Below are 19,618 nucleotides of genomic sequence, written 5' to 3' on the forward strand. Positions count from 1 at the left end.
ATCAAATATTGCGTCAGGTCATTTTTAACCAGAATTCGCCAATATCATTAATCTTTGTGATGATTTCTGAGGGAAATAACACTGTCATCACAGGGTCATTTGTCGCTATCATGATGAAAAACGCGGCATCTGGGCCGGATCGGCTTTCAATTCCGGCATTCAGCGTCTATCATGCGCGCTCGAAAAATTTCCATTGGCGCAACTGGTTTGAGCTTCATTTGATCAGCGGGCATCCCGCAAGCTCCGGCAGTCTTTTCCAGTTGCGGTTCTATCTGCATTAGCCCACGGGATAGAGTAATACGATAAATGACTGAGACATCCTCTCGAGCACCCCTTGTTGAACTGCATGCCCTGAGCAAAGCGTTCGATGGCAAAACCATCATTGCCGATCTCGAACTGACGATTAACCACGGCGAATTCCTCACCATTCTCGGCCCCTCCGGCTGTGGCAAAACCACGGTGCTGCGCCTGATCGCCGGTCTGGAAGACGCCGATTTGGGCCGTATCGTGCTCGACGGCCAGGACATCACCGCCATTCCGGCCGAGCATCGCCACGTCAACACCGTGTTTCAGAGCTATGCGCTGTTTCCGCACATGTCGGTGTTCGACAACGTCGCCTTCGGCCTGCGCATGCAAAAGGTGCCGGCGGCGGAACTGACGCCGCGCGTCGAAGAGGCGCTGCGCATGGTGCAGCTGGATGCCTTCGCCCAGCGGCGGCCGGGCCAGCTCTCCGGCGGCCAACAGCAGCGCGTGGCCATCGCCCGCGCGGTGGTCAACAAGCCGAAGGTGCTGCTGCTGGACGAATCGCTGTCGGCGCTGGACTATAAGCTGCGCAAACAGATGCAGAACGAGCTGAAGGCGCTGCAGCGCAAGCTGGGCATCACCTTCGTGTTCGTCACCCACGATCAGGAGGAAGCGCTGACCATGTCGGATCGCATCGTGGTGATGCGCGAAGGCCGCATCGAGCAGGACGGCACGCCGCGCGAGATCTACGAAGAGCCGAAGAACCTGTTCGTCGCCAGCTTTATCGGCGAGATCAACATCTTCGACGCGGTGGTTCTGCAGCGCCTCGATCCGCAGCGGGTGCGCGCCAACGTCGAAGGCCGCGAGTGCGACATCTACGCCGATCTGCCGGTGGAGCCGGGCCAAAAGCTGAAGGTGCTGCTGCGCCCGGAAGATCTGCGGGTGGAAGAAGTGAACGACAGCGCGCAGCACGACGGGCTGATCGGCTACGTGCGCGAGCGCAACTACAAAGGCATGACGCTGGAATCGGTGGTCGAGCTGGAGAGCGGCAAAACGGTGATGGTCAGCGAGTTCTTCAACGAAGACGATCCGGACGTCGATCACTCGCTCAATCAGAAGATGGCGGTGACCTGGGTTGAAAGCTGGGAGGTGGTGCTGGCCGATGAAGAAATCGCGTAAAGTCTTCCAGAATGTGGTGATCGTCGGCGTCGTCGCCTGGCTGCTGCTGTTCGTGTTCATGCCGAACCTGATGATCATCGCCACCAGCTTCCTGACCCGCGACGACGCCAACCTGGTGCAGATGGTGTTCACACTGGACAACTATCGGCGCTTGTTCGATCCGTTGTATGCCCAGGTGCTGCTGCACTCGCTGAACATGGCGCTGATCGCCACCCTGTGCTGCCTGGTGATTGGCTACCCGTTCGCCTTTATCCTGGCGCGGTTGCCGCAGAAGGTGCGGCCGCTGCTGCTGTTTCTGCTGATCGTGCCCTTCTGGACCAATTCGCTGATCCGCATCTACGGCCTGAAGCTGTTTCTCAGCACCCGCGGCTATCTCAACGACGCGCTGCTGTGGATCGGCGTCATCGACAAGCCGCTGCGCATCATGTACACCTCGGAAGCGGTGATCCTCGGCCTGGTGTATATCCTGCTGCCGTTTATGGTGATGCCGCTCTACTCCAGCATCGAAAAGCTCGATAAGTCCTGCCTGGAGGCGGCGCGCGATCTCGGCGCCGGCAAGCTGCAGACCTTTATCCGCATCATCGTGCCGCTGACCATGCCGGGCATTATCGCCGGCTGCCTGCTGGTGGTGCTGCCGGCGATGGGGCTGTTCTTCGTCGCCGATCTGATGGGCGGCGCCAAGAATCTGCTGATCGGCAACGTGATTAAAAGCCAGTTCCTCAATATCCGCGACTGGCCGTTCGGCGCGGCCACCAGCATCTGCCTGACGCTGGTGATGGGGCTGTTGCTGCTGGTCTATTACCGGGCCGCCCGCCTGCTGAACAAGAAGGAGGATCTGGCATGATCGGACGTCTGCTGCGCGGCGGCTTTATGGCGCTGGTATACGCCTATCTGTATATCCCGATCGTCATCCTGATCGTCAACTCCTTCAACGCCTCGCGCTTCGGCATCAGTTGGCAAGGAGCTACCACCCAGTGGTACAGCACGCTGCTCAACAACGACAGCCTGCTGCAGGCCGCCGGCCATTCGCTGACCATGGCGGTGCTCTCCGCCACCTTCGCCACGCTGATCGGCTCGCTGACCGCGGTGGCGCTGTACCGCTACCGCTTCCGCGGCAAGCCGTTCGTCGGCGGCATGCTGTTCGTGGTGATGATGTCGCCGGACATCGTGATGGCCATCTCGCTGCTGGTGCTGTTCATGCTGCTGGGCATTTCGCTCGGCTTCTGGTCGCTGCTGTTCTCGCACATCACCTTCTGCCTGCCGTTCGTGGTGGTGACCGTCTACGCGCGCCTGAAAGGCTTCGACGTGAAGATGCTGGAGGCCGCGCGCGATCTCGGCGCAAGCGAGTTCACCATTCTGCGCAAGATCATCCTGCCGCTGGCGATGCCGGCGGTGGCAGCCGGCTGGCTGCTGAGCTTCACCCTGTCGATGGACGACGTGGTCGTCTCCTCCTTCGTTACCGGCCCGAGCTACGAGATCTTGCCGCTGAAGATCTATTCGATGGTGAAAGTCGGCGTCTCGCCGGAGGTCAACGCGCTGGCCACCATTTTGCTGCTGCTGTCGCTGGTGCTGGTGATCGCCAGCCAGTGGGTGATGCGCGATCGCGCGCCCAAGGCCGAATAATCCTCCCCGCCGGGCGCTGCGGCGCCCGGTTGTGATCCCCTTCACAATCGGCACCGGTTGTCACTCCCTGACCATCGGTGCCTATTTCCGCCCCGCCGATTGCAGCGGCGAAAACTTCCCCCTATAACTGAATCCAGGCAAGGTGCCTTATTTTTTTCTCGCTTCCAGGGAGTTTATTCAGCAACGTCGTCATCCATTAAAATATAAAAAGGAACTGCCATGAAAGGTATTATCGATAATATCTTAAGCAAGCTGCAGCTTTTCTCCAAAGCCATGATGGGGCCGATATTTTTCCTGCCGGTGATCGGTCTGATTCTGGCGCTCAGTTCTATTCTCACCAATGCCACACTTATCAATGAACATTCCGCCGTGTTCTCTATCGGTAAAATGATCGGCGATACCTTCTGGCCGTTATTCGGCAATCTCGGGCTGATTTTCTGCATCGGCATCACCTACGGCCTGGCCAAAGACAAAAAAAGCGAAGCGGCGCTGGTTGCGGTGATGTGCTTTATCATGTTCCTCGGTGCCAATTCGTCTTATCTGCAACTCAGCGGCCACGTCGCGGCCAAGATCAACGGCGAATATTACGGTACCGGGCAGACTGAACTGCTGGGCTTTACCGTGGTGGATATGGGCATTTTCCTCGGTCTTATCCTCGGCGTCACCATCGCCTGGGTGCACAACCGCCTGTGCAACGTCGAACTCAACGGCGTGTTCTCGGTCTACGGCGGCGCCAAACTGGTGCTGATCGCCATGACGCCGATCATCATGCTGTACGCCGTCGCCTTCAGCTACCTGTGGCCGGCCATCTCACAGGGCCTGATCGCGCTGACCGGCTTTATGAAAAGCTCCGGCTCGCTCGGGGTTTTCGTCTACGGCTTCTTCGAAAAATTCCTCATCCCCACCGGGCTGCACCACTTTATCTGGTCGCCGTTCCAGCTCACCAGCATCGGTGGTTCGATCGTGCAGGACGGCCAGACCGTCTCCGGCTCGCAGGCAATTTTCCTGGCCTATATGCGCGACCCGAGCATCTCGCCGCTGATGAACGAGGCGCTGCGCTTCTCGCAGCAAGGGATGGTGACCATCTTCGGCCTGTCGGGCGCGGCATTGGCTTTCTATCACACCGCCAAACCGGAAAAGAAAATGCTGGCCAAGGCGATTCTGATCCCGGCCATCACCACCTCGATCCTGGTCGGCATCACCGAGCCGATAGAGTTCACCTTCCTGTTTATCTCTCCGCTGCTGTGGGTGATCCACGCCGTGTTGACCGCGCTGTCGCAGGTGGCCTGCAACCTGTTCCAGGTGCGCCCCTGGGGCGCCAGCGGGCTGGTCGAGTTCCTGGCCTATAACCTGCCGCTGCCGGTCTCCCTCACCCGCTGGCCGCTGTATGTGGTCATCGGCCTGGTGCAGTTTGCGGTGTATTACCTGGTGTTCAAAACGCTGGTGCTGAAGCTCAATCTGAAGACGCCGGGCCGCGAAGATGATCAGGACGTCAAACTCTATTCCAAACAGGATTACCGGAACCGCAAAAATAACCCGGACGAGCTGAGCGGCATCATTATTCGCGCGCTGGGCGGCAAGGAAAACATTATTTCCGTCGACAACTGCTTCACCCGGCTGCGGGTGGAATTAAAGGATATGGCGCGGGTGGATGAAGCCGCGTTGAAAAGCACCGGCGCCAAAGGCGTGGTGAAGAATCGCCGTGAAGTGCAGGTGATTTACGGCGTCACGGTCGGCAAGGTCAAAAATCAGGTAGAGAAATATTTAGCGGCACTCTAACGCTTTATTAATGGGAGATATCGAATGAAATTAACCGTTCTCGGCGGCGGCGGCGTGCGTTCCCCGTTCCTCGCCAAATCCATCGCCTATAACGCCCATCGCATCGGCATTACCGAAGTGGTGTTTATGGATACCGATGAGCGCCATCTGGCGATCTACGGCGCCCTCGCGCAGGGCGTATTCCAGCGCATTCGCGGCGACATTGCTTTCAGCCTCAGCAGCGATGCGCGCCAGGCGCTGCAAGGCGCCGACTACATCATCACCACCCTGCGCATCGGCGGCGAGGAAGGCCGCATCCATGACGAGCGCATCGCGCTCAATCACCAGTTGCTCGGGCAAGAAACCACCGGCGCCGGCGGCTTCGCCATGGCGATGCGTTCGATTCCGGCGATCCTCGACTATTGCCGCCTGATCGAGCAGCTTTCCTCGCCGGACGCGGTGTTGTTCAACTTCACCAATCCTTCCGGCATGGTGACCGAGGCGATCATCAAATCCGGCTTCCAGCGCCGGGTCTACGGCATCTGCGACGCCCCCAGCGAGTTCATCCGCGAACTGGCCGAGCTGCTGGACTGCCGCGAAGACCAGCTGAGCGTCGACTGCTTCGGCCTCAATCACCTTTCCTGGTTCCGCAATGCGCGCGTCAACGGCGAGCCGGTCACGGAACGGCTGCTGACGGATCCGCGCCTGTATCGCGAAACCTGCATGAAATACTTCTCGCCGGAGCTGGTGGCGCTGTCGGACAACCTGATGCTCAACGAGTATCTCTACTATTACTACTACCGTGAGCAGGCGATCGCCGCCATCGTCGAGGGCGGCGAGACCCGCGGCGAACAAATCGCGGCGATCAACCGCCAAATGCTGTCGGCGTTGGGCGAGCTGGACATCCCCCGTCAGTTGGAGCACGCCTTCTCTGTCTACTTCAGCCATTACCTGCAGCGCGAAAATTCCTATATGCAGCGCGAGTCCAGCCAGGGCAAGGTGAAAACGCGTGAGATGCTGACGCTGCAACAGTTTATCGAACAGCCTGACAGCGGCGGCTATGCCGGGGTGGCGATCGATATTCTAGAGGCGGTCAACAGCGGCCGGCAAAAACGCGTGGTGGTATCGATGCAAAACCGCGACACGCTCGATTTTCTGCACCCGGAAGACGTGATCGAAATCAGCTGCGAATTGAGCAGCGCCGGCATTCAGCCGGTCAAAATGCGCGATATTCCCGACACCCAGAAGAACCTGATTTCGCAGGTGAAAGAGTACGAACGGCTGGCTGTGGCAGCGATCCTGACCGGCAACCGCCAGTTGGCCATCAAGGCGCTGATGGTGCACCCGCTGGTCAACTCCTACTCGCTGGCGAAAACGCTGGTGGAGGAGTACCTGCAGGCTCACCGTCAGTATGCCGGGCACTGGCGCTAAACGGCGCGGCGCGGCCGTCAGCGGCCGCGTCGTTCAAACCAGGCGGTGATCACATTCTCGAATCCCAACAGACAGTGGCCGAAAAACGGATTGGGATAGTAGATATCGTGATCGTATTTTTGCCGGTCCTCAAACAGAAAGGTCATGTCGGCCTGCTGCGCCAGCGGGCTGTCGCCATCGCCGCAGAAGGCCGCCAACAGGATGCGGTTACGCTTCACCGCCTCGCTCCAGCTCAGCGCCGAGCCGCTGTTGCCCGACTTTGAAATCACGATCACCATATCGAAGCGAAAGCGCGTCTCACGGTCAAGAATGTCGAAATCCGGCCACAGCGACAGGTAACTGTCTACGCCCAGCGTCATAAACTTGTTGTACATATACTGCGCCACCAATTGCGAAAAACCGCTGCCGTGGATCAGGATCTTGCCGCTGTCGAGCAGATCGAGAAACTGCGCCGGCGGTGCCGCCGGCGTAGCGCGCTCCGCCTGATAGGCCGGCGCCATCGTCAGGTTGAATTTGATGAAATAGACCAGTTCGAGATAGCCGCGAAAGCCCAGCTTTTTGGCCAGCCGCACCAGCGTCGAGGGGGAACTGTAGCAGCGTGCGGACACCGCGCGGATGCCGTCGTCGATGCAGGCGTCCGGATTATCGAGAATGCAGTGCAAAATCGTCAGATCCGTCTTGCTGAGCTCCGCCTGGCTGAAGACCTGTTTGAAATTCATCGCCGCCCTCGTTTATTCGCCAAAATTATTGTTTCGCACGCGCTTCACCGCCTGTCCAGCGCGAGACAATCAAATTGTGATGCGCTTTAAGCCGCCAAACCCCTTGATTTGCCTGCGGGATAACCGCCTTTACCCACCCCGCCCCGCCCCCTATAATGGCCCCTTTCTGGGGTATGGCGCGGCCGAAAACGGCGGCTCATACGGGTTCGGCTCACTACTGCTGAAGGATACGCTGCATGAAAAAGTGGTCACATCTGCTCGCAGCCGGGATGATGGCGCTGAGTATCTGCTCTGCAAACGCCTCTGACGGCAAAACACTGTACTTCTATAACTGGACTGAATACGTCCCGCCGGGGCTGCTGGAGCAGTTCACCAAGGAAACCGGCATCAAGGTGATTTATTCCACCTATGAATCCAACGAAAGCATGTACGCCAAGCTGAAGACCTATAAAGACGGCGCGTACGATCTGGTGGTGCCTTCCACTTACTTCATCGCCAAGATGAGCAAGGAAGGCATGCTGCAAAAAATCGACAAGAGCAAGCTCAGCCACTTCAAGGATCTCGATCCTACCCTGCTGAACAAGCCGTTCGATCCTAACAACGACTATTCCATTCCTTACATCTGGGGCGCTACCGCCATCGGCGTCAACAGCGACGAGCAGGATCCCTCTACCGTTACCGCCTGGGCCGATCTGTGGCAGCCGCAGTACAAGGGCCGCCTGCTGCTGACCGACGACGCGCGCGAAGTGTTCCAGATGGCGCTGCTCAAGCTGGGCTATTCCGGCAACACCACCGACCCGAAAGAGATCGAAGCCGCCTATCACGAACTGCAGAAATTGATGCCGAACGTGCTGGCCTTCAACTCCGACAACCCGGGCAACCCGTTTATGGAAGGGGAAGTCAACGTCGGTATGGTGTGGAACGGTTCGGCCTTCGTGGCGCGCCAGGCCGGCACGCCGCTTGAGATCGTCTGGCCGAAGGAAGGCGGGATCTTCTGGATGGACAGCCTGGCCATTCCGGCCAACGCGCGCAACGTCGAGGGGGCGCTGAAGCTGATAGACTTCCTGCTGCGGCCGGAAATCGCGGTGCAGGTGGCGGAAACCATCGGTTACCCGACGCCGAACCTGGCGGCGAAGAAACTGCTGTCGCCGGAGATCGCCAACGACAAGTCACTCTACCCGGACAAGGCGGTGATTGAGCACGGCGAGTGGCAAAACGACGTCGGCGACGCCAGCACGCTGTATGAAAGCTACTTCCAAAAGCTGAAAGCCGGGCGCTAATACGCCCCGCCATCCCATCAGGGCGCGCAGTGCGCCCTGATGCCTTTCTCAGGGCCTGTCGGCCCGCGCCACCTTGCCCACCAGGAACTTGTGCACAAAGCGCGGCACCACTTCGCTGGCCAGGCCGTAGAGCTTCTCGTCGAACTGGCTCTCCACCTGGCTTGGCTCCAGGTTCAGCTCCATCGCGTAGGCGCCGCCCAGCCGCGCCTCATGCACGAAGCCGGCCGCCGGGTAGACATGGCCGGAGGTGCCGATGGCGACGAAGAAATCGGCCTTGCTCAGCGCCTGGTAAATGTCGTCCATGCCCAGCGGCATCTCGCCGAACCACACCACGTGCGGCCGCAGCGGCGCCGGGAACTGGCAGCAATGGCAACGGTCGTCAACGCTGAGATCGCCGGGCCATTCGAACACCTGCCCCGACTGGGTGCAGCGCACCTTCAGCAGTTCGCCGTGCATGTGCAGCACCCGCTTGCTGCCGGCGCGCTCATGCAGGTTATCGATGTTTTGCGTGACCAGCAGGAAGTTTTCCCCCAGCCACTCTTCCAGATCAGCCAGCGCGCGGTGCGCGGCGTTCGGGGCGATCTCCTCCGTCTGCAGCTGGCGGCGGCGTTCGTTGTAAAACGCCTGCACCAGCGCCGGATCGCGCTGAAAACCTTCCGGCGTGGCGACGTCCTCCACCCGGTGCTCTTCCCATAGCCCATCCGCGGCGCGGAAGGTGCGAATGCCCGACTCGGCCGAAATGCCGGCCCCGGTCAACACCACCACAAACGGCTTTTTCAGCTCGGCCGCCGCCATGGTGTCACGGTGAAAAATGCGTGAACGAAAGCGCTGATGCAGCACATGCTTACTCTTGCGAAACTGACACAGCCGATGGCGAGTGTGCATTAACTCTCTCCTTACTTTTCCCTGTTTACCAAATTGAGGAACGCTGCGCCGCGCACGCCGCCGGCGTCGCCATAGCGCGCCTTCTCGATGCGCGGCAGCCGGGCCACCCGCAGCAGGTGCGCCGGCAACCGCTGCGGCAACGCCTGGTAAATGGCGTCGAAGTTCGACAGCCCGCCGCCGATCACCACCAGGTGCGGATCCAGCACCGTCAGCAGGTTGCCCAGGCAGATCGCCAGCACGTCCATAAAGCGGTCGACGTGAGCCACCGCCTGCGCCTCACCCGCCTGATAATGCGCAATGATCTCGGTGGCGGGCAAGTGCCGGCCATAGAAATGGGCGTACATCCATTCGAAACCGCGGCCCGATATGTAATTTTCAATGCAACCCTGGTGGCCGCACCCGCAGGCGACGCGAGGCACATCACGCCCCAGCACCTCGAGCGCGTCCACCGGCAGGCGCAAATGGCCGAACTCGCCGGCGATATAGTTGCGCCCAGGCACCGTCTTGCCGTCGACGATCAGGCCGCCGCCAACGCCGGTGCCGAGGATGATGCCCAGCACCGTCGGGTAGCGGCGAAACTCGTCGTCCCAGGCCTCCGACAGCGCAAAGCAGTTGGCGTCGTTGTCGACGCGCACCTCGCGCCCGATCAGCGCCGCCAGATCGCGGGGCAACGGCCGCCCCATCGCCGCCGGCACGTTGGCGGTAAACAGCGTGCCGTCATCGTCATTGGGCAGGCCCGGAATGCCGATGCCGACGCTGCCGCGCCGGCCACAGAACGCATCCGCCTCGAGGGTCAGATCGCCCAGCGTGGCCAGCAGTTGCCGGTAGTCTTCACGCGGCGTCGGCACCCGTTTTTGCCAAATGCGCTGCAGGTTGTCGTCGAATACCCCCAGCTCAATCTTGGTGCCGCCCATATCGAAACCGTAGTACATAACCCATCCCCAGGCTAAAAAAACGGGGCGGCATCGCTGCCTCCCCGTAGGTTTTATTGTCCGCTGAGCACCCGCGCCGGATCGATGCGGCTGGCGCGCCTCGCCGGATACCAACTGGCCAACAGGCTCAGCACGATGGCGGTCGCCAACACGATCAGCACGTCCAGCCAGTGAAGCTCGGAAGGCAGGAAGTCGATGAAGTAGATATCGCCCGACAGGAAGGAGTGGCCGACCAGTTTCTCGATGCCCCGGATAATGTTGGTCAGCTGCAGCGAGGCGATCACCCCGATCACCACGCCGCTCAGGCTGCCCAGCAGCCCGGCCAGCAGGCCGTACCAGATGAAGATGGCGCGGATAAAGCCGTCTTTGGCGCCCAGGGTGCGCAGCACCGCGATGTCGGCGCTTTTGTCTTTCACCGCCATCACCAGCGTGGACACGATGTTGAAGCAGGCCACGCCGATCACCAGCACCATCGCCAGGTACATGATGGCGCGGATCATCTGGATATCGCGGTACATGTAGCCGTACTTGCCGATCCAGCTCTTGATGTAAATGTAGGCGTTGGTCACTTCGCCGGCGTCGCGCACCAGTTTGTTGGCGGCAAACACGTCGTTCATCTTGAGGGCGATACCCGTGACGCTGTCACCCATGTCGAGATACTGCTGCGCGTCGGCCAGCGGCACCAGCGCCAGGCTGTGATCGAGCTGGCCGCTGAGCTGCAAAATGCCGGTCACGTGCAGGCGAATACGCTTCGGTTGCAGCAGCTTCATTTCCGGGTCGCTGTTGGGGATCATCACCGTCACATAGGCGCCTTGCTTCACGCCCAGCGCGTCGGCCACGCCCTTGCCGAGGATCACCTGCTGTTCGCCGGCCTTGAAGTTGACCCAGGCATCACCCTGCACATACTGCGGCAGCGCGCTCAGCCGGCTCTCCTGCTGCGGATCCACGCCTTTGACTTCCACCGCGCGCAGTTGCGCGCCGTTCTCCATCAGGCCGGTAAAGTTAATGTACGGCGCGGCGGCCACAATGCCCGGCACCTTCTCCACCCGCTGCAGAATCGACGGCCAGCCGCTGAACGGCTGATTGACCGGTTCGAGTTCGCCGTGCGGCACCACCGCCAGAATGCGGTTTTTCAGCTCGCGCTCAAAGCCGTTCATCGCGCTCAGGCCGACGATCAACACCGCCACCCCCAGCGCGATGCCGATGGTGGAGATGACCGAAATCAGCGACACCATGCCGCCGCGTTTACGGCCGCGGCTGAAACGCAGGGCCGTCAGGAAGGACAGTGAGGCTCCCGCCATTACTCGGCCCCCATCAGGGTCAGCTGCGCCTGCAGGTGGCCGTCGGCCATTTCCAGCTGGCGGCTCAGGCGCTTGGCCAGTTGCAGATCGTGCGTCACCACCAGAAAAGCGGTGCCCTGACGCACGTTCAGCTCGCCCAGCAGATCGAAGATGCTGTCCGCGGTGCGTTTGTCCAGGTTGCCGGTCGGTTCGTCCGCCAGCACCAGCGCCGGATTATTGACCAGCGCGCGCGCGATCGCCACGCGCTGACGCTCGCCGCCGGAAAGCTCGGACGGGCGGTGCTTGCTGCGTTTTTCCAGCCCGACCGCCGCCAGCATCTCCCGCGCCTTCTCCTGCGCCTGCGCCGGTTTGGCGCCGCCGATCAGCAGCGGCATGGCGGCGTTTTCCAGCGCGGTGAAGTCCGGCAGCAGATGGTGAAACTGATAGATGAAGCCGAGCTGGCGGTTGCGCAGCTCAGCCTTGGCCGCCGAAGACATGGCGTTCAGCGATGCGCCCTTGAAGATCACCTCGCCGGAGGTCGGCGAGTCCAGTCCACCCAGCAGGTGCAACAGGGTGCTCTTGCCGGAACCCGAGCTGCCGACAATCGCCATCATCTCGCCCTGCTGCATGGCAAAGCTGACGTTGCGCAGCACGTCGGTGTGCAGATTGCCTTCCTGATAGGTCTTGCACAGGTTGTCACACTGCAGCAAAAGATGGTTACTCATAACGTAAAGCCTCAGCGGGTTGTACGGCGGCAGCGCGCCATGAAGGATAAAGCGTGGACAACAGGGAAACCGCCATCGCCACCACGGCGATGATCGTCACCTGCAGCGGATCGACCGCCACCGGCAGCGAAGCGCCGTCGATCAGGGCGCCGAGGATCGGCATTAGGTTATTCAGGTTGGTGGCCAGCAACACGCCGAGCAGCGTGCCGAGCAGCGAGCCGATGATGCCGGCGCTGGCGCCCTGCACCATAAACACCGACATGATCTGGCGGCGGGTCAGCCCCTGGGTCTGCAGAATGGCGACCTCGCCCTGCTTCTCCATCACCAGCAGGCCGAGCGAGGTAATGATGTTAAACGCCGCCACCGCCACGATCAGGCTGAGCAGCAGCCCCATCATGTTCTTCTCCATGCGCACCGCCTGGAACAGCTCGCCCTTGCGATCGCGCCAGTCTTTCCAGACCGTGCCCGCCGGCAACGGCTGTTGGCTGAGGGTATCGACCGTCAGAGACTGTTGCAGGAACAGGCGCCAGCCGGTGATGTTGCCGGCCGGGTAGCGCATCAGGCGCGAAGCGTCCTGTTGGTTGACCAGCAGCTGATAGCCGTCCACCTCGCTGTTGGCGTGGAAGGTGCCGATAAGGGTGAACAGGCGCTGGCTGGGAATGCGGCCCATCGGCGTGAACTGGCTGGCGCTCGGCACCATCACGCGCAGCGAATCGCCGCGTTTGACGCCGAGTTGCCCCGCCAGCTGTTCGCCGATGATGATGTTGTATTGGCCCGGCTGCAGCTGCTGCTGCTTGACGTTGACCAGATACGGGGTCAGCGGATCGGCCTCGTCGGGATTGACGCCGAGCATCACCCCGACCGCCACGCTGCGGGCGCTTTGCAGCACCACGTCACCGGTGGTCAGCGGCGCAACGCGCGTGACGCCCTGCAGCTTCTGCACCTCGGAGGCCGGCAGCTGCTGCGGGTTGACCGATCCTTGCGGGCTGGTGATCAACGCCTGCGGCATCAGGCCGAGGATGTTGTTCTCCAGATCCTTTTCGAATCCGTTCATCACCGACAGCACGGTGACCAACGCCATCACCCCCAGCGTAATGCCGATGGTGGAAAGCCAGGAAACAAACCGCCCGAAGCGGTCTGAGGCTCGCCCGCGCATGTAGCGCAGGCCAATGAATAACGCGACAGGTTGATACATGAAATCCGTTTGATAGCCGTGGCTTAAGCAAAGTGATCATGGATGATAAAGGCTCTCCCTCGTTTAGGGAACACCCGACGGCCTTTTATTGCGTGGCGCAGAGGAAAACGGCGGCGGCAGATGAGCGCAATATTGACCCGTCGCCGCAAAAAGTCGATGGCGTCAACCGGTTAAATAATCGGCAAAAAAGCGATGAGCAGCGCTTTTTGCTGTGTCAGTTTGCCGGCCGCTGGGCTACTATAAACAGCATAAAGGCGCTGGGTTATCCGTGCCGGAACGCCCTCTAACACATTGATTAAAGATACCTGAATGAGCACTTCCGATAGCCGTAACCGTTCCTCATCCCCTCGTTATTCTCTGCCCGATCGCGCAGGCGATCTGCGCCAGCTGGGGCAATTGACCGGCGCGGCCTGCGCCGTGGAGTGCGCCGAGATCGTCGAACGCCACCCTGGCCCGGTGATGCTGATCGCGCCGGACATGCAAAACGCCCTGCGGCTGCGCGACGAGATCCAGCAGTTCACCGACCAGATGGTGACCACGCTGTCCGACTGGGAAACCCTGCCGTATGACAGCTTCTCGCCGCATCAGGAAATCATCTCGGATCGTTTGTCGAGCCTGTATCATCTGCCGACCATGGCGCGCGGCGTGATCATTTTGCCGGTCAATACCCTGATGCAGCGCGTCTGCCCGCACGAGTTCCTGCACGGCCACGCGCTGGTGATGAAGAAAGGCCAGCGCCTGTCGCGCGACAAGCTGCGCGCGCAGCTGGAACAGGCCGGCTATCGCAGCGTCGATCAGGTGATGGAGCACGGCGAATTCGCCACCCGCGGCGCGCTGCTCGATCTTTACCCGATGGGCAGCGATGAGCCTTACCGCATCGACTTTTTCGATGACGAAATCGACAGCCTGCGCATCTTCGACGTCGATACCCAGCGCACGCTGAGCGAAGTCGAGGCCATCAATCTGTTGCCGGCCCACGAGTTCCCCACCGACAAGAACGCCATCGAGCTGTTCCGCAGCCAGTGGCGCGAGCAGTTTGAGGTGCGCCGCGACGCCGAACACATCTATCAGCAGGTCAGCAAAAGCGCCTGGCCGGCCGGCATCGAATACTGGCAGCCGCTGTTCTTCAGCCAGCCGCTGCCGTCGCTGTTCAGCTACCTGCCGGCCAACACGCTGATCGTCAATACCGGCGATCTGGAGGGCGCCGCCGAGCGCTTCTGGCAAGACGTCAACCAGCGTTACGAAAGCCGCCGCGTCGATCCGATGCGCCCGCTACTGGCGCCAGATACGCTGTGGCTGCGCGTCGACGCGCTGTTCGGCGAGCTGAAGGACTGGCCGCGCATCGCGCTGAAAACCGATGAGCTGCCGGCCAAGGCCGGCAATACCAATCTGGACTACCATGCCCTGCCCGATCTGGCGGTGCAGGCGCAGCATAAATCCCCGCTGGATAACCTGCGGCGCTTTATCGAAGGCTTCGACGGCAGCGTAATTTTCTCCGTCGAGAGCGAGGGGCGGCGTGAAACGCTGCAGGATCTGCTCGGCCGCATCAAGCTGGCGCCGGCGCTGATTCAACGCCTCGATCAGACGGAAACGGCGGGCCGTTACATGATGGTCGGCGCCGCGGAACACGGCTTCCTCGACGGCCTGCGCCGGCGGGCGCTGATCTGCGAAAGCGATCTGCTCGGCGAGCGCGTCAGCCGCCGCCGGCAGGACAACCGGCGCACCATCAACACCGATACCCTGATCCGCAACCTGGCGGAGCTGCATCCCGGCCAGCCGGTGGTGCACCTGGAGCACGGCGTCGGCCGCTACGTCGGCCTGACCACGCTGGAGGCCGGCGGCATCAAGGCCGAATACCTGATCCTCTCCTACGCCGGTGAGGACAAGCTGTACGTGCCGGTTTCTTCGCTGCATCTGATCAGCCGCTACGCCGGCGGCGCGGACGAAAACGCGCCGCTGCACAAACTGGGCGGTGACGCCTGGACGCGCGCGCGGCAGAAAGCGGCCGAGCGGGTGCGCGACGTGGCGGCGGAGCTGCTGGATATCTACGCCCAGCGCGCCGCCAAGGCCGGTTTCGCCTTCAAACACAACCGCGAACAGTATCAGCTGTTCTGCCAGAGCTTCCCGTTCGAAACCACGCCGGATCAGGAACAGGCGATCAATGCCGTATTGAGCGACATGTGTCAGCCGCTGGCGATGGATCGCCTGGTGTGCGGCGACGTCGGCTTCGGCAAAACCGAAGTGGCGATGCGCGCCGCCTTCCTGGCGGTGGAAAACGGCAAGCAGGTGGCGGTGCTGGTGCCGACCACCCTGCTGGCGCAGCAACACTTCGACAACTTCCGCGATCGCTTCGCCACCTGGCCGATCCGCATCGAGATGATGTCGCGCTTCCGCAGCGCCAAAGAGCAGCAGCAGGTGCTGGACGACGCGGCAGAAGGCAAGGTGGATATCATCATCGGCACCCACAAGCTGTTGCAGAGCGATCTGCGCTGGAAAGACCTGGGGCTGCTGATCGTCGATGAAGAGCACCGCTTCGGCGTGCGCCATAAGGAGCGCATCAAGGCGATGCGCGCCGACGTCGATATCCTGACGCTGACCGCCACGCCGATCCCGCGCACCCTGAACATGGCGATGAGCGGCATGCGCGATCTGTCGATCATCGCCACCCCGCCGGCGCGCCGGTTGGCGGTGAAGACCTTCGTGCGCGAATACGACAGCCTGGTGGTGCGCGAGGCGATCCTGCGCGAAGTGCTGCGCGGCGGCCAGGTTTACTACCTCTACAACGACGTCGAAAACATCGAGAAAGCGGCGCAGCGCCTGGCGGAGCTGGTGCCGGAAGCGCGCATCGCCATCGGCCACGGCCAGATGCGCGAGCGCGATCTGGAACGGGTGATGAACGATTTCCACCACCAGCGCTTCAACGTGCTGGTGTGCACCACCATCATCGAAACCGGCATCGATATTCCCAGCGCCAACACCATCATCATCGAGCGCGCCGATCGCTTCGGCCTGGCGCAGCTGCACCAGCTGCGCGGCCGCGTCGGGCGCTCGCACCACCAGGCTTACGCCTATCTGCTGACGCCAAACCCGAAAGCCATGGGCACCGACGCCCATAAACGGCTCGAGGCCATCGCGTCGCTGGAAGATCTCGGCGCCGGTTTCGCGCTGGCGACCCACGATCTGGAGATCCGCGGCGCCGGCGAACTGCTGGGCGAAGACCAGAGCGGCCAGATGACCACCGTCGGCTTCTCGCTCTACATGGAGCTGCTGGAAAGCGCCGTCGATGCGTTGAAAAACGGCCGCGAACCGTCGCTGGAAGATCTCACCAGCAGCCAGACCGAGGTGGAACTGCGCATGCCGACGCTGCTGCCGGAAGATTTCATTCCCGACGTCAATACCCGCCTGTCGCTGTACAAGCGCATCGCCAGCGCGAAGAGCGACGGCGAGCTGGATGAGCTGAAAGTCGAGCTGATCGACCGCTTCGGCCAGTTGCCGGACGCGGCGCGCAACCTGTTGCAGTGTGCGGCGCTGCGCCTGCATGCGCAGAAGCTGGGCATCAAACGCATCGAGAGCAACGAGCGCGGCGGCTTTATCGAGTTCGGCGACAACAACCGCGTCGATCCCGGTTATCTGATTGGCCTGTTGCAGGGCAATCCGCAGGTTTACCGCCTGGACGGCCCGAGCAAGCTGAAGTTCACGCTCGATCTGGCCGATCGCCAAAAACGCCTGACGTTCACCGAAGAGCTGCTGGACGCCTTCCGCGAACACACGCTGGCGGCCTGAGGCCACGCGCCCCGCTCGCCGGGGCGCACGCTCCCATCCCCGGCTGCGGCCGGGCGGTTCTATCTTATCGCCAAGCCTTCTATCCCTCCCCAGGCGCTTCAGGCTACTCTGTGCCCTGTGTTATCGGGGGAGAACCGCATGAATATCGACGATGAACTGCAGGCGCTCAGCGAACAGGAAGCGACGCTGGCCTTTACCCATTTTGATGCCGCCACCGCCTGGGAACTGGGCGCGGCGCTGAAAACCGCCGCCGAGCGGCGCGGCCTGAGCATCGCCATCGAGATCCAACTGGCCGGGCAAACGCTGTTTTATTACGCCATGCCGGGCGCAACACCGGACATTGCCGACTGGGTGCGGCGCAAGCGTAATCTGGTGAACCATTTTCACAAAAGCTCTTACGCCATCGGCCTGCGCCTGCAGCAGCGGCAAACGTCGCTGGAAGAGCGCTACGGGCTGAGCGTGCGCGACTATTCGGTGCACGGCGGCGCCTTCCCGCTCACCCTGACCGGCCTCGGCTGCGTCGGCAGCATCAGCATTTCCGGCGCGCCGCAGAAAGAAGACCATCAGCTGCTGGTGAGCACTTTAGCGAACTTTCTCGGCTTATCTCTTCCCGCCCTACACTAACCGTTAAAACCTCGATTATTCCTTTGCTTTTCAGCCGCAGAATCTGCGGCTGACTTATCTGTTATCGGCATTTAGCCCCAAACAAAAGGGCGACTCTCCGATTTCCTGCGCCAAATTGATACAGGTCTGGTAATCCGCTGAGCAAAAGGCGTATGGTATCTGTCACGTGACAAGACGGACCTCATCGGGCCCGCCATTCCTTTCACTTTTGAAGATTTGGTACGCACCGTAGATGAAAACGCATGAAATAAACAAAATTCGCCCCTTCAGCGCACTGATAGACGCCTGCTGGCGGGAACCTTATAGCCTGGCGCGGTTGCTGAAAGACGCTATCGCCGGGGTGACGGTCGGTATTATCGCCATCCCGCTGGCGATGGCGCTGGCGATCGCCAGCGGCGTGCCACCGCAATACGGCCTGTATACCGCCGCCATCGCCGGCATCGTCATCGCCGTCAGCGGCGGTTCGCGCTACAGCGTCTCCGGCCCCACCGCCGCCTTCGTGGTGATCCTGTATCCGGTTTCGCAGCAGTTCGGCCTGGCCGGCCTGCTGGTCGCCACGCTGATCTCCGGAGTATTTCTGCTGCTGATGGGGCTGGCGCGCCTGGGCCGGCTGATCGAGTACATTCCGCTGCCGGTGACGCTCGGCTTTACCTCCGGCATCGCCATCACCATCGCCACCATGCAGATCAAGGACTTCTTCGGCCTGCAGCTGGCGCACACGCCGGAAAATTACGTCGGCAAACTGCACGCCCTGCTGCAGGCGCTGCCGACGCTGGATTTCGGCGATACCCTGATCGGCGCGGTGACGCTCTTGATCCTGATCTTCTGGCCCAAGCTCGGCCTGCGGGTGCCTGGCCACCTGCCGGCGCTGCTGGCGGGCACCGCGCTGATGGGGCTGCTGGCGCTGTTTGATCACCCGGTGGCGACCATCGGCTCGCGCTTCAGCTACCTGCTGGCCGACGGCAGCAGCGGCCAGGGCATCCCGCCGATCCTGCCGCAGTTGCTGCTGCCCTGGGATCTGCCGGGCGGCGGCGGGCAGCCGTTCACCCTGAGCTGGCAAACCGTTTCCGCCCTATTGCCGGCGGCGTTTTCGATGGCGATGCTCGGCGCGATCGAATCGCTGCTGTGCGCGGTGGTGCTCGACGGCATGACCGGCAAGAAGCACAACTCGAACAGCGAACTGATCGGCCAGGGCGCGGGCAACATCATCGCGCCGTTCTTCGGCGGCATTACCGCCACCGCCGCGATTGCCCGTTCGGCGGCCAACGTGCGCGCTGGTGCCACCTCGCCGGTGTCCGCCATCATCCACGCGCTGCTGGTGCTGCTGGCGCTGCTGGTATTGGCGCCGTGGCTCTCTTACCTGCCGCTGGCGGCGATGGCGGCGCTGCTGCTGATGGTCGCCTGGAACATGAGCGAGGCGCACAAGGTGGTTTACCTGCTGCGCCGGGCGCCGAAGGACGACATTCTGGTGCTGCTGCTGTGCATGTCGCTGACGGTGCTGTTCGACATGGTGATCGCCATTACCGTGGGCATCGTGCTGGCGTCGCTGCTGTTTATGCGCCGTATCGCCCGTATGACAAAGCTGAGTGAGCTGAGCGCCGACGGCGGCCGCCTGGTGCTGCGGGTGAATGGCCCGCTGTTCTTCGCCGCCGCCGAGCGCATCTTTACCGAACTGCTGGCGCGCAGCGAAGGCTACCGCACGATCGTGCTGCAGTGGGATGCGGTGCCGGTGCTCGACGCCGGCGGCCTGAGCGCCCTGCGGCGCTTTATCGACGAGTTGCCGGCGGACAAAAAGCTGGTGATCACCGACGTGCCGTTCCAGCCGCTGAAAACCCTGGCGCGCGCGCGGGTGCAACCGATCGAGGGCCGCCTGCAGTTCTACCCGACGCTGCCGGAAGCGCTGGCGGCCACCGGCGCCTAAACGTAAAAAAGCCCGACGAGTCGGGCTTTTTTTATGGTGA

Annotated in this window: 18 protein-coding genes; 12 read left to right on the plus strand and 6 right to left on the minus strand. The window is 61.7% G+C overall.

Features of this window, described 5'->3' with window-relative positions; translation table 11 throughout:
- The first annotated feature begins 8 nt into the window (after window positions 1-8).
- The 6 genes from ACJ8IM_RS12935 (at window position 9) to ACJ8IM_RS12960 (ending at window position 6,234) form a co-directional block, all read left to right on the plus strand.
- Window positions 9-281 (plus strand): hypothetical protein, encoded by a 273-nt coding sequence (locus ACJ8IM_RS12935; RefSeq protein ID WP_101456414.1) that lies wholly within the window; start codon window positions 9-11, stop codon window positions 279-281.
- 25 nt (window positions 282-306) lie between these two features.
- Window positions 307-1,422, plus strand: coding sequence for a spermidine/putrescine ABC transporter ATP-binding protein PotA (potA, locus tag ACJ8IM_RS12940; RefSeq protein ID WP_033653862.1), 1,116 nt, complete (start codon window positions 307-309; stop codon window positions 1,420-1,422).
- On the plus strand, window positions 1,406-2,266 hold the full coding sequence (gene potB, locus ACJ8IM_RS12945; RefSeq protein WP_033653861.1) for a spermidine/putrescine ABC transporter permease PotB: 861 nt from the start codon (window positions 1,406-1,408) through the stop codon (window positions 2,264-2,266). The genes potA and potB overlap by 17 nt, the downstream gene beginning before the upstream one ends.
- Entirely contained in the window at window positions 2,263-3,045 is a 783-nt protein-coding gene (gene potC / locus ACJ8IM_RS12950) for a spermidine/putrescine ABC transporter permease PotC (protein WP_033638190.1), read from the plus strand. Before potB ends, potC begins: the two co-directional genes overlap by 4 nt.
- Before the next feature lie 219 nt (window positions 3,046-3,264).
- Window positions 3,265-4,824 (plus strand): PTS transporter subunit EIIC, encoded by a 1,560-nt coding sequence (locus ACJ8IM_RS12955; protein ID WP_033638189.1) that lies wholly within the window; start codon window positions 3,265-3,267, stop codon window positions 4,822-4,824.
- A 24-nt stretch (window positions 4,825-4,848) separates the two neighbouring features.
- On the plus strand, window positions 4,849-6,234 hold the full coding sequence (locus tag ACJ8IM_RS12960; protein ID WP_033653860.1) for a family 4 glycosyl hydrolase: 1,386 nt from the start codon (window positions 4,849-4,851) through the stop codon (window positions 6,232-6,234).
- A gap of 17 nt (window positions 6,235-6,251) precedes the next feature.
- Here the strand turns inward: ACJ8IM_RS12960 and ACJ8IM_RS12965 are convergent, their stop codons facing one another.
- Window positions 6,252-6,953: a MurR/RpiR family transcriptional regulator gene (locus ACJ8IM_RS12965; RefSeq protein ID WP_033638186.1), complete on the minus strand. Its 702-nt coding sequence runs from the start codon at window positions 6,951-6,953 to the stop codon at window positions 6,252-6,254.
- Here ACJ8IM_RS12965 and ACJ8IM_RS12970 point away from each other — a divergent pair.
- Window positions 6,943-7,260 carry a hypothetical protein gene (locus tag ACJ8IM_RS12970; RefSeq protein WP_152903597.1) on the plus strand — a complete coding sequence of 106 codons (318 nt, stop codon included), beginning with the start codon at window positions 6,943-6,945 and terminating at the stop codon, window positions 7,258-7,260. The genes ACJ8IM_RS12965 and ACJ8IM_RS12970 overlap by 11 nt on opposite strands.
- Window positions 7,190-8,233: a spermidine/putrescine ABC transporter substrate-binding protein PotD gene (gene potD / locus ACJ8IM_RS12975; protein ID WP_033638184.1), complete on the plus strand. Its 1,044-nt coding sequence runs from the start codon at window positions 7,190-7,192 to the stop codon at window positions 8,231-8,233. Before ACJ8IM_RS12970 ends, potD begins: the two co-directional genes overlap by 71 nt.
- Window positions 8,234-8,281: 48 nt before the next feature.
- Here the strand turns inward: potD and cobB are convergent, their stop codons facing one another.
- The 5 genes from cobB to lolC are packed head-to-tail and all read right to left on the minus strand — an operon-like array spanning window position 8,282 to window position 13,250.
- A complete protein-coding gene (gene cobB / locus ACJ8IM_RS12980) occupies window positions 8,282-9,118 on the minus strand; it encodes a Sir2 family NAD+-dependent deacetylase (protein ID WP_033653859.1) in 837 nt (278 codons plus the stop codon).
- 11 nt (window positions 9,119-9,129) lie between these two features.
- Entirely contained in the window at window positions 9,130-10,050 is a 921-nt protein-coding gene (gene nagK, locus ACJ8IM_RS12985; RefSeq protein WP_041034741.1) for an N-acetylglucosamine kinase, read from the minus strand.
- Between the two features lie 53 nt (window positions 10,051-10,103).
- Window positions 10,104-11,351: a lipoprotein-releasing ABC transporter permease subunit LolE gene (gene lolE, locus ACJ8IM_RS12990; RefSeq protein ID WP_060420691.1), complete on the minus strand. Its 1,248-nt coding sequence runs from the start codon at window positions 11,349-11,351 to the stop codon at window positions 10,104-10,106.
- Window positions 11,351-12,055: a lipoprotein-releasing ABC transporter ATP-binding protein LolD gene (gene lolD / locus ACJ8IM_RS12995; protein WP_033638178.1), complete on the minus strand. Its 705-nt coding sequence runs from the start codon at window positions 12,053-12,055 to the stop codon at window positions 11,351-11,353. Before lolD ends, lolE begins: the two co-directional genes overlap by 1 nt.
- The gene (gene lolC, locus ACJ8IM_RS13000; RefSeq protein ID WP_060420688.1) at window positions 12,048-13,250 is read right to left on the minus strand and encodes a lipoprotein-releasing ABC transporter permease subunit LolC; all 1,203 of its coding nucleotides are present in this window, start codon (window positions 13,248-13,250) and stop codon (window positions 12,048-12,050) included. Before lolC ends, lolD begins: the two co-directional genes overlap by 8 nt.
- Window positions 13,251-13,288: 38 nt before the next feature.
- On the opposite strand from lolC, the gene ACJ8IM_RS13005 reads away from it, so the two are divergent.
- The 4 genes from ACJ8IM_RS13005 (at window position 13,289) to dauA (ending at window position 19,578) form a co-directional block, all read left to right on the plus strand.
- Entirely contained in the window at window positions 13,289-13,537 is a 249-nt protein-coding gene (locus ACJ8IM_RS13005) for a hypothetical protein (protein WP_060420685.1), read from the plus strand.
- A gap of 22 nt (window positions 13,538-13,559) precedes the next feature.
- On the plus strand, window positions 13,560-17,033 hold the full coding sequence (mfd, locus tag ACJ8IM_RS13010) for a transcription-repair coupling factor (RefSeq protein WP_101455822.1): 3,474 nt from the start codon (window positions 13,560-13,562) through the stop codon (window positions 17,031-17,033).
- A gap of 138 nt (window positions 17,034-17,171) precedes the next feature.
- On the plus strand, window positions 17,172-17,657 hold the full coding sequence (locus tag ACJ8IM_RS13015; protein WP_060420679.1) for a heme-degrading domain-containing protein: 486 nt from the start codon (window positions 17,172-17,174) through the stop codon (window positions 17,655-17,657).
- A gap of 232 nt (window positions 17,658-17,889) precedes the next feature.
- Window positions 17,890-19,578, plus strand: a complete 1,689-nt coding sequence (gene dauA, locus ACJ8IM_RS13020) for a C4-dicarboxylic acid transporter DauA (RefSeq protein WP_060438774.1) — start codon at window positions 17,890-17,892, stop codon at window positions 19,576-19,578.
- The last annotated feature ends 40 nt before the right edge of the window (window positions 19,579-19,618 follow it).

Origin of the sequence: Serratia sp. CY33525 (assembly GCF_052169115.1) — a bacterium.
GTDB classification, from domain to species: Bacteria; Pseudomonadota; Gammaproteobacteria; order Enterobacterales; family Enterobacteriaceae; genus Serratia; species Serratia sarumanii.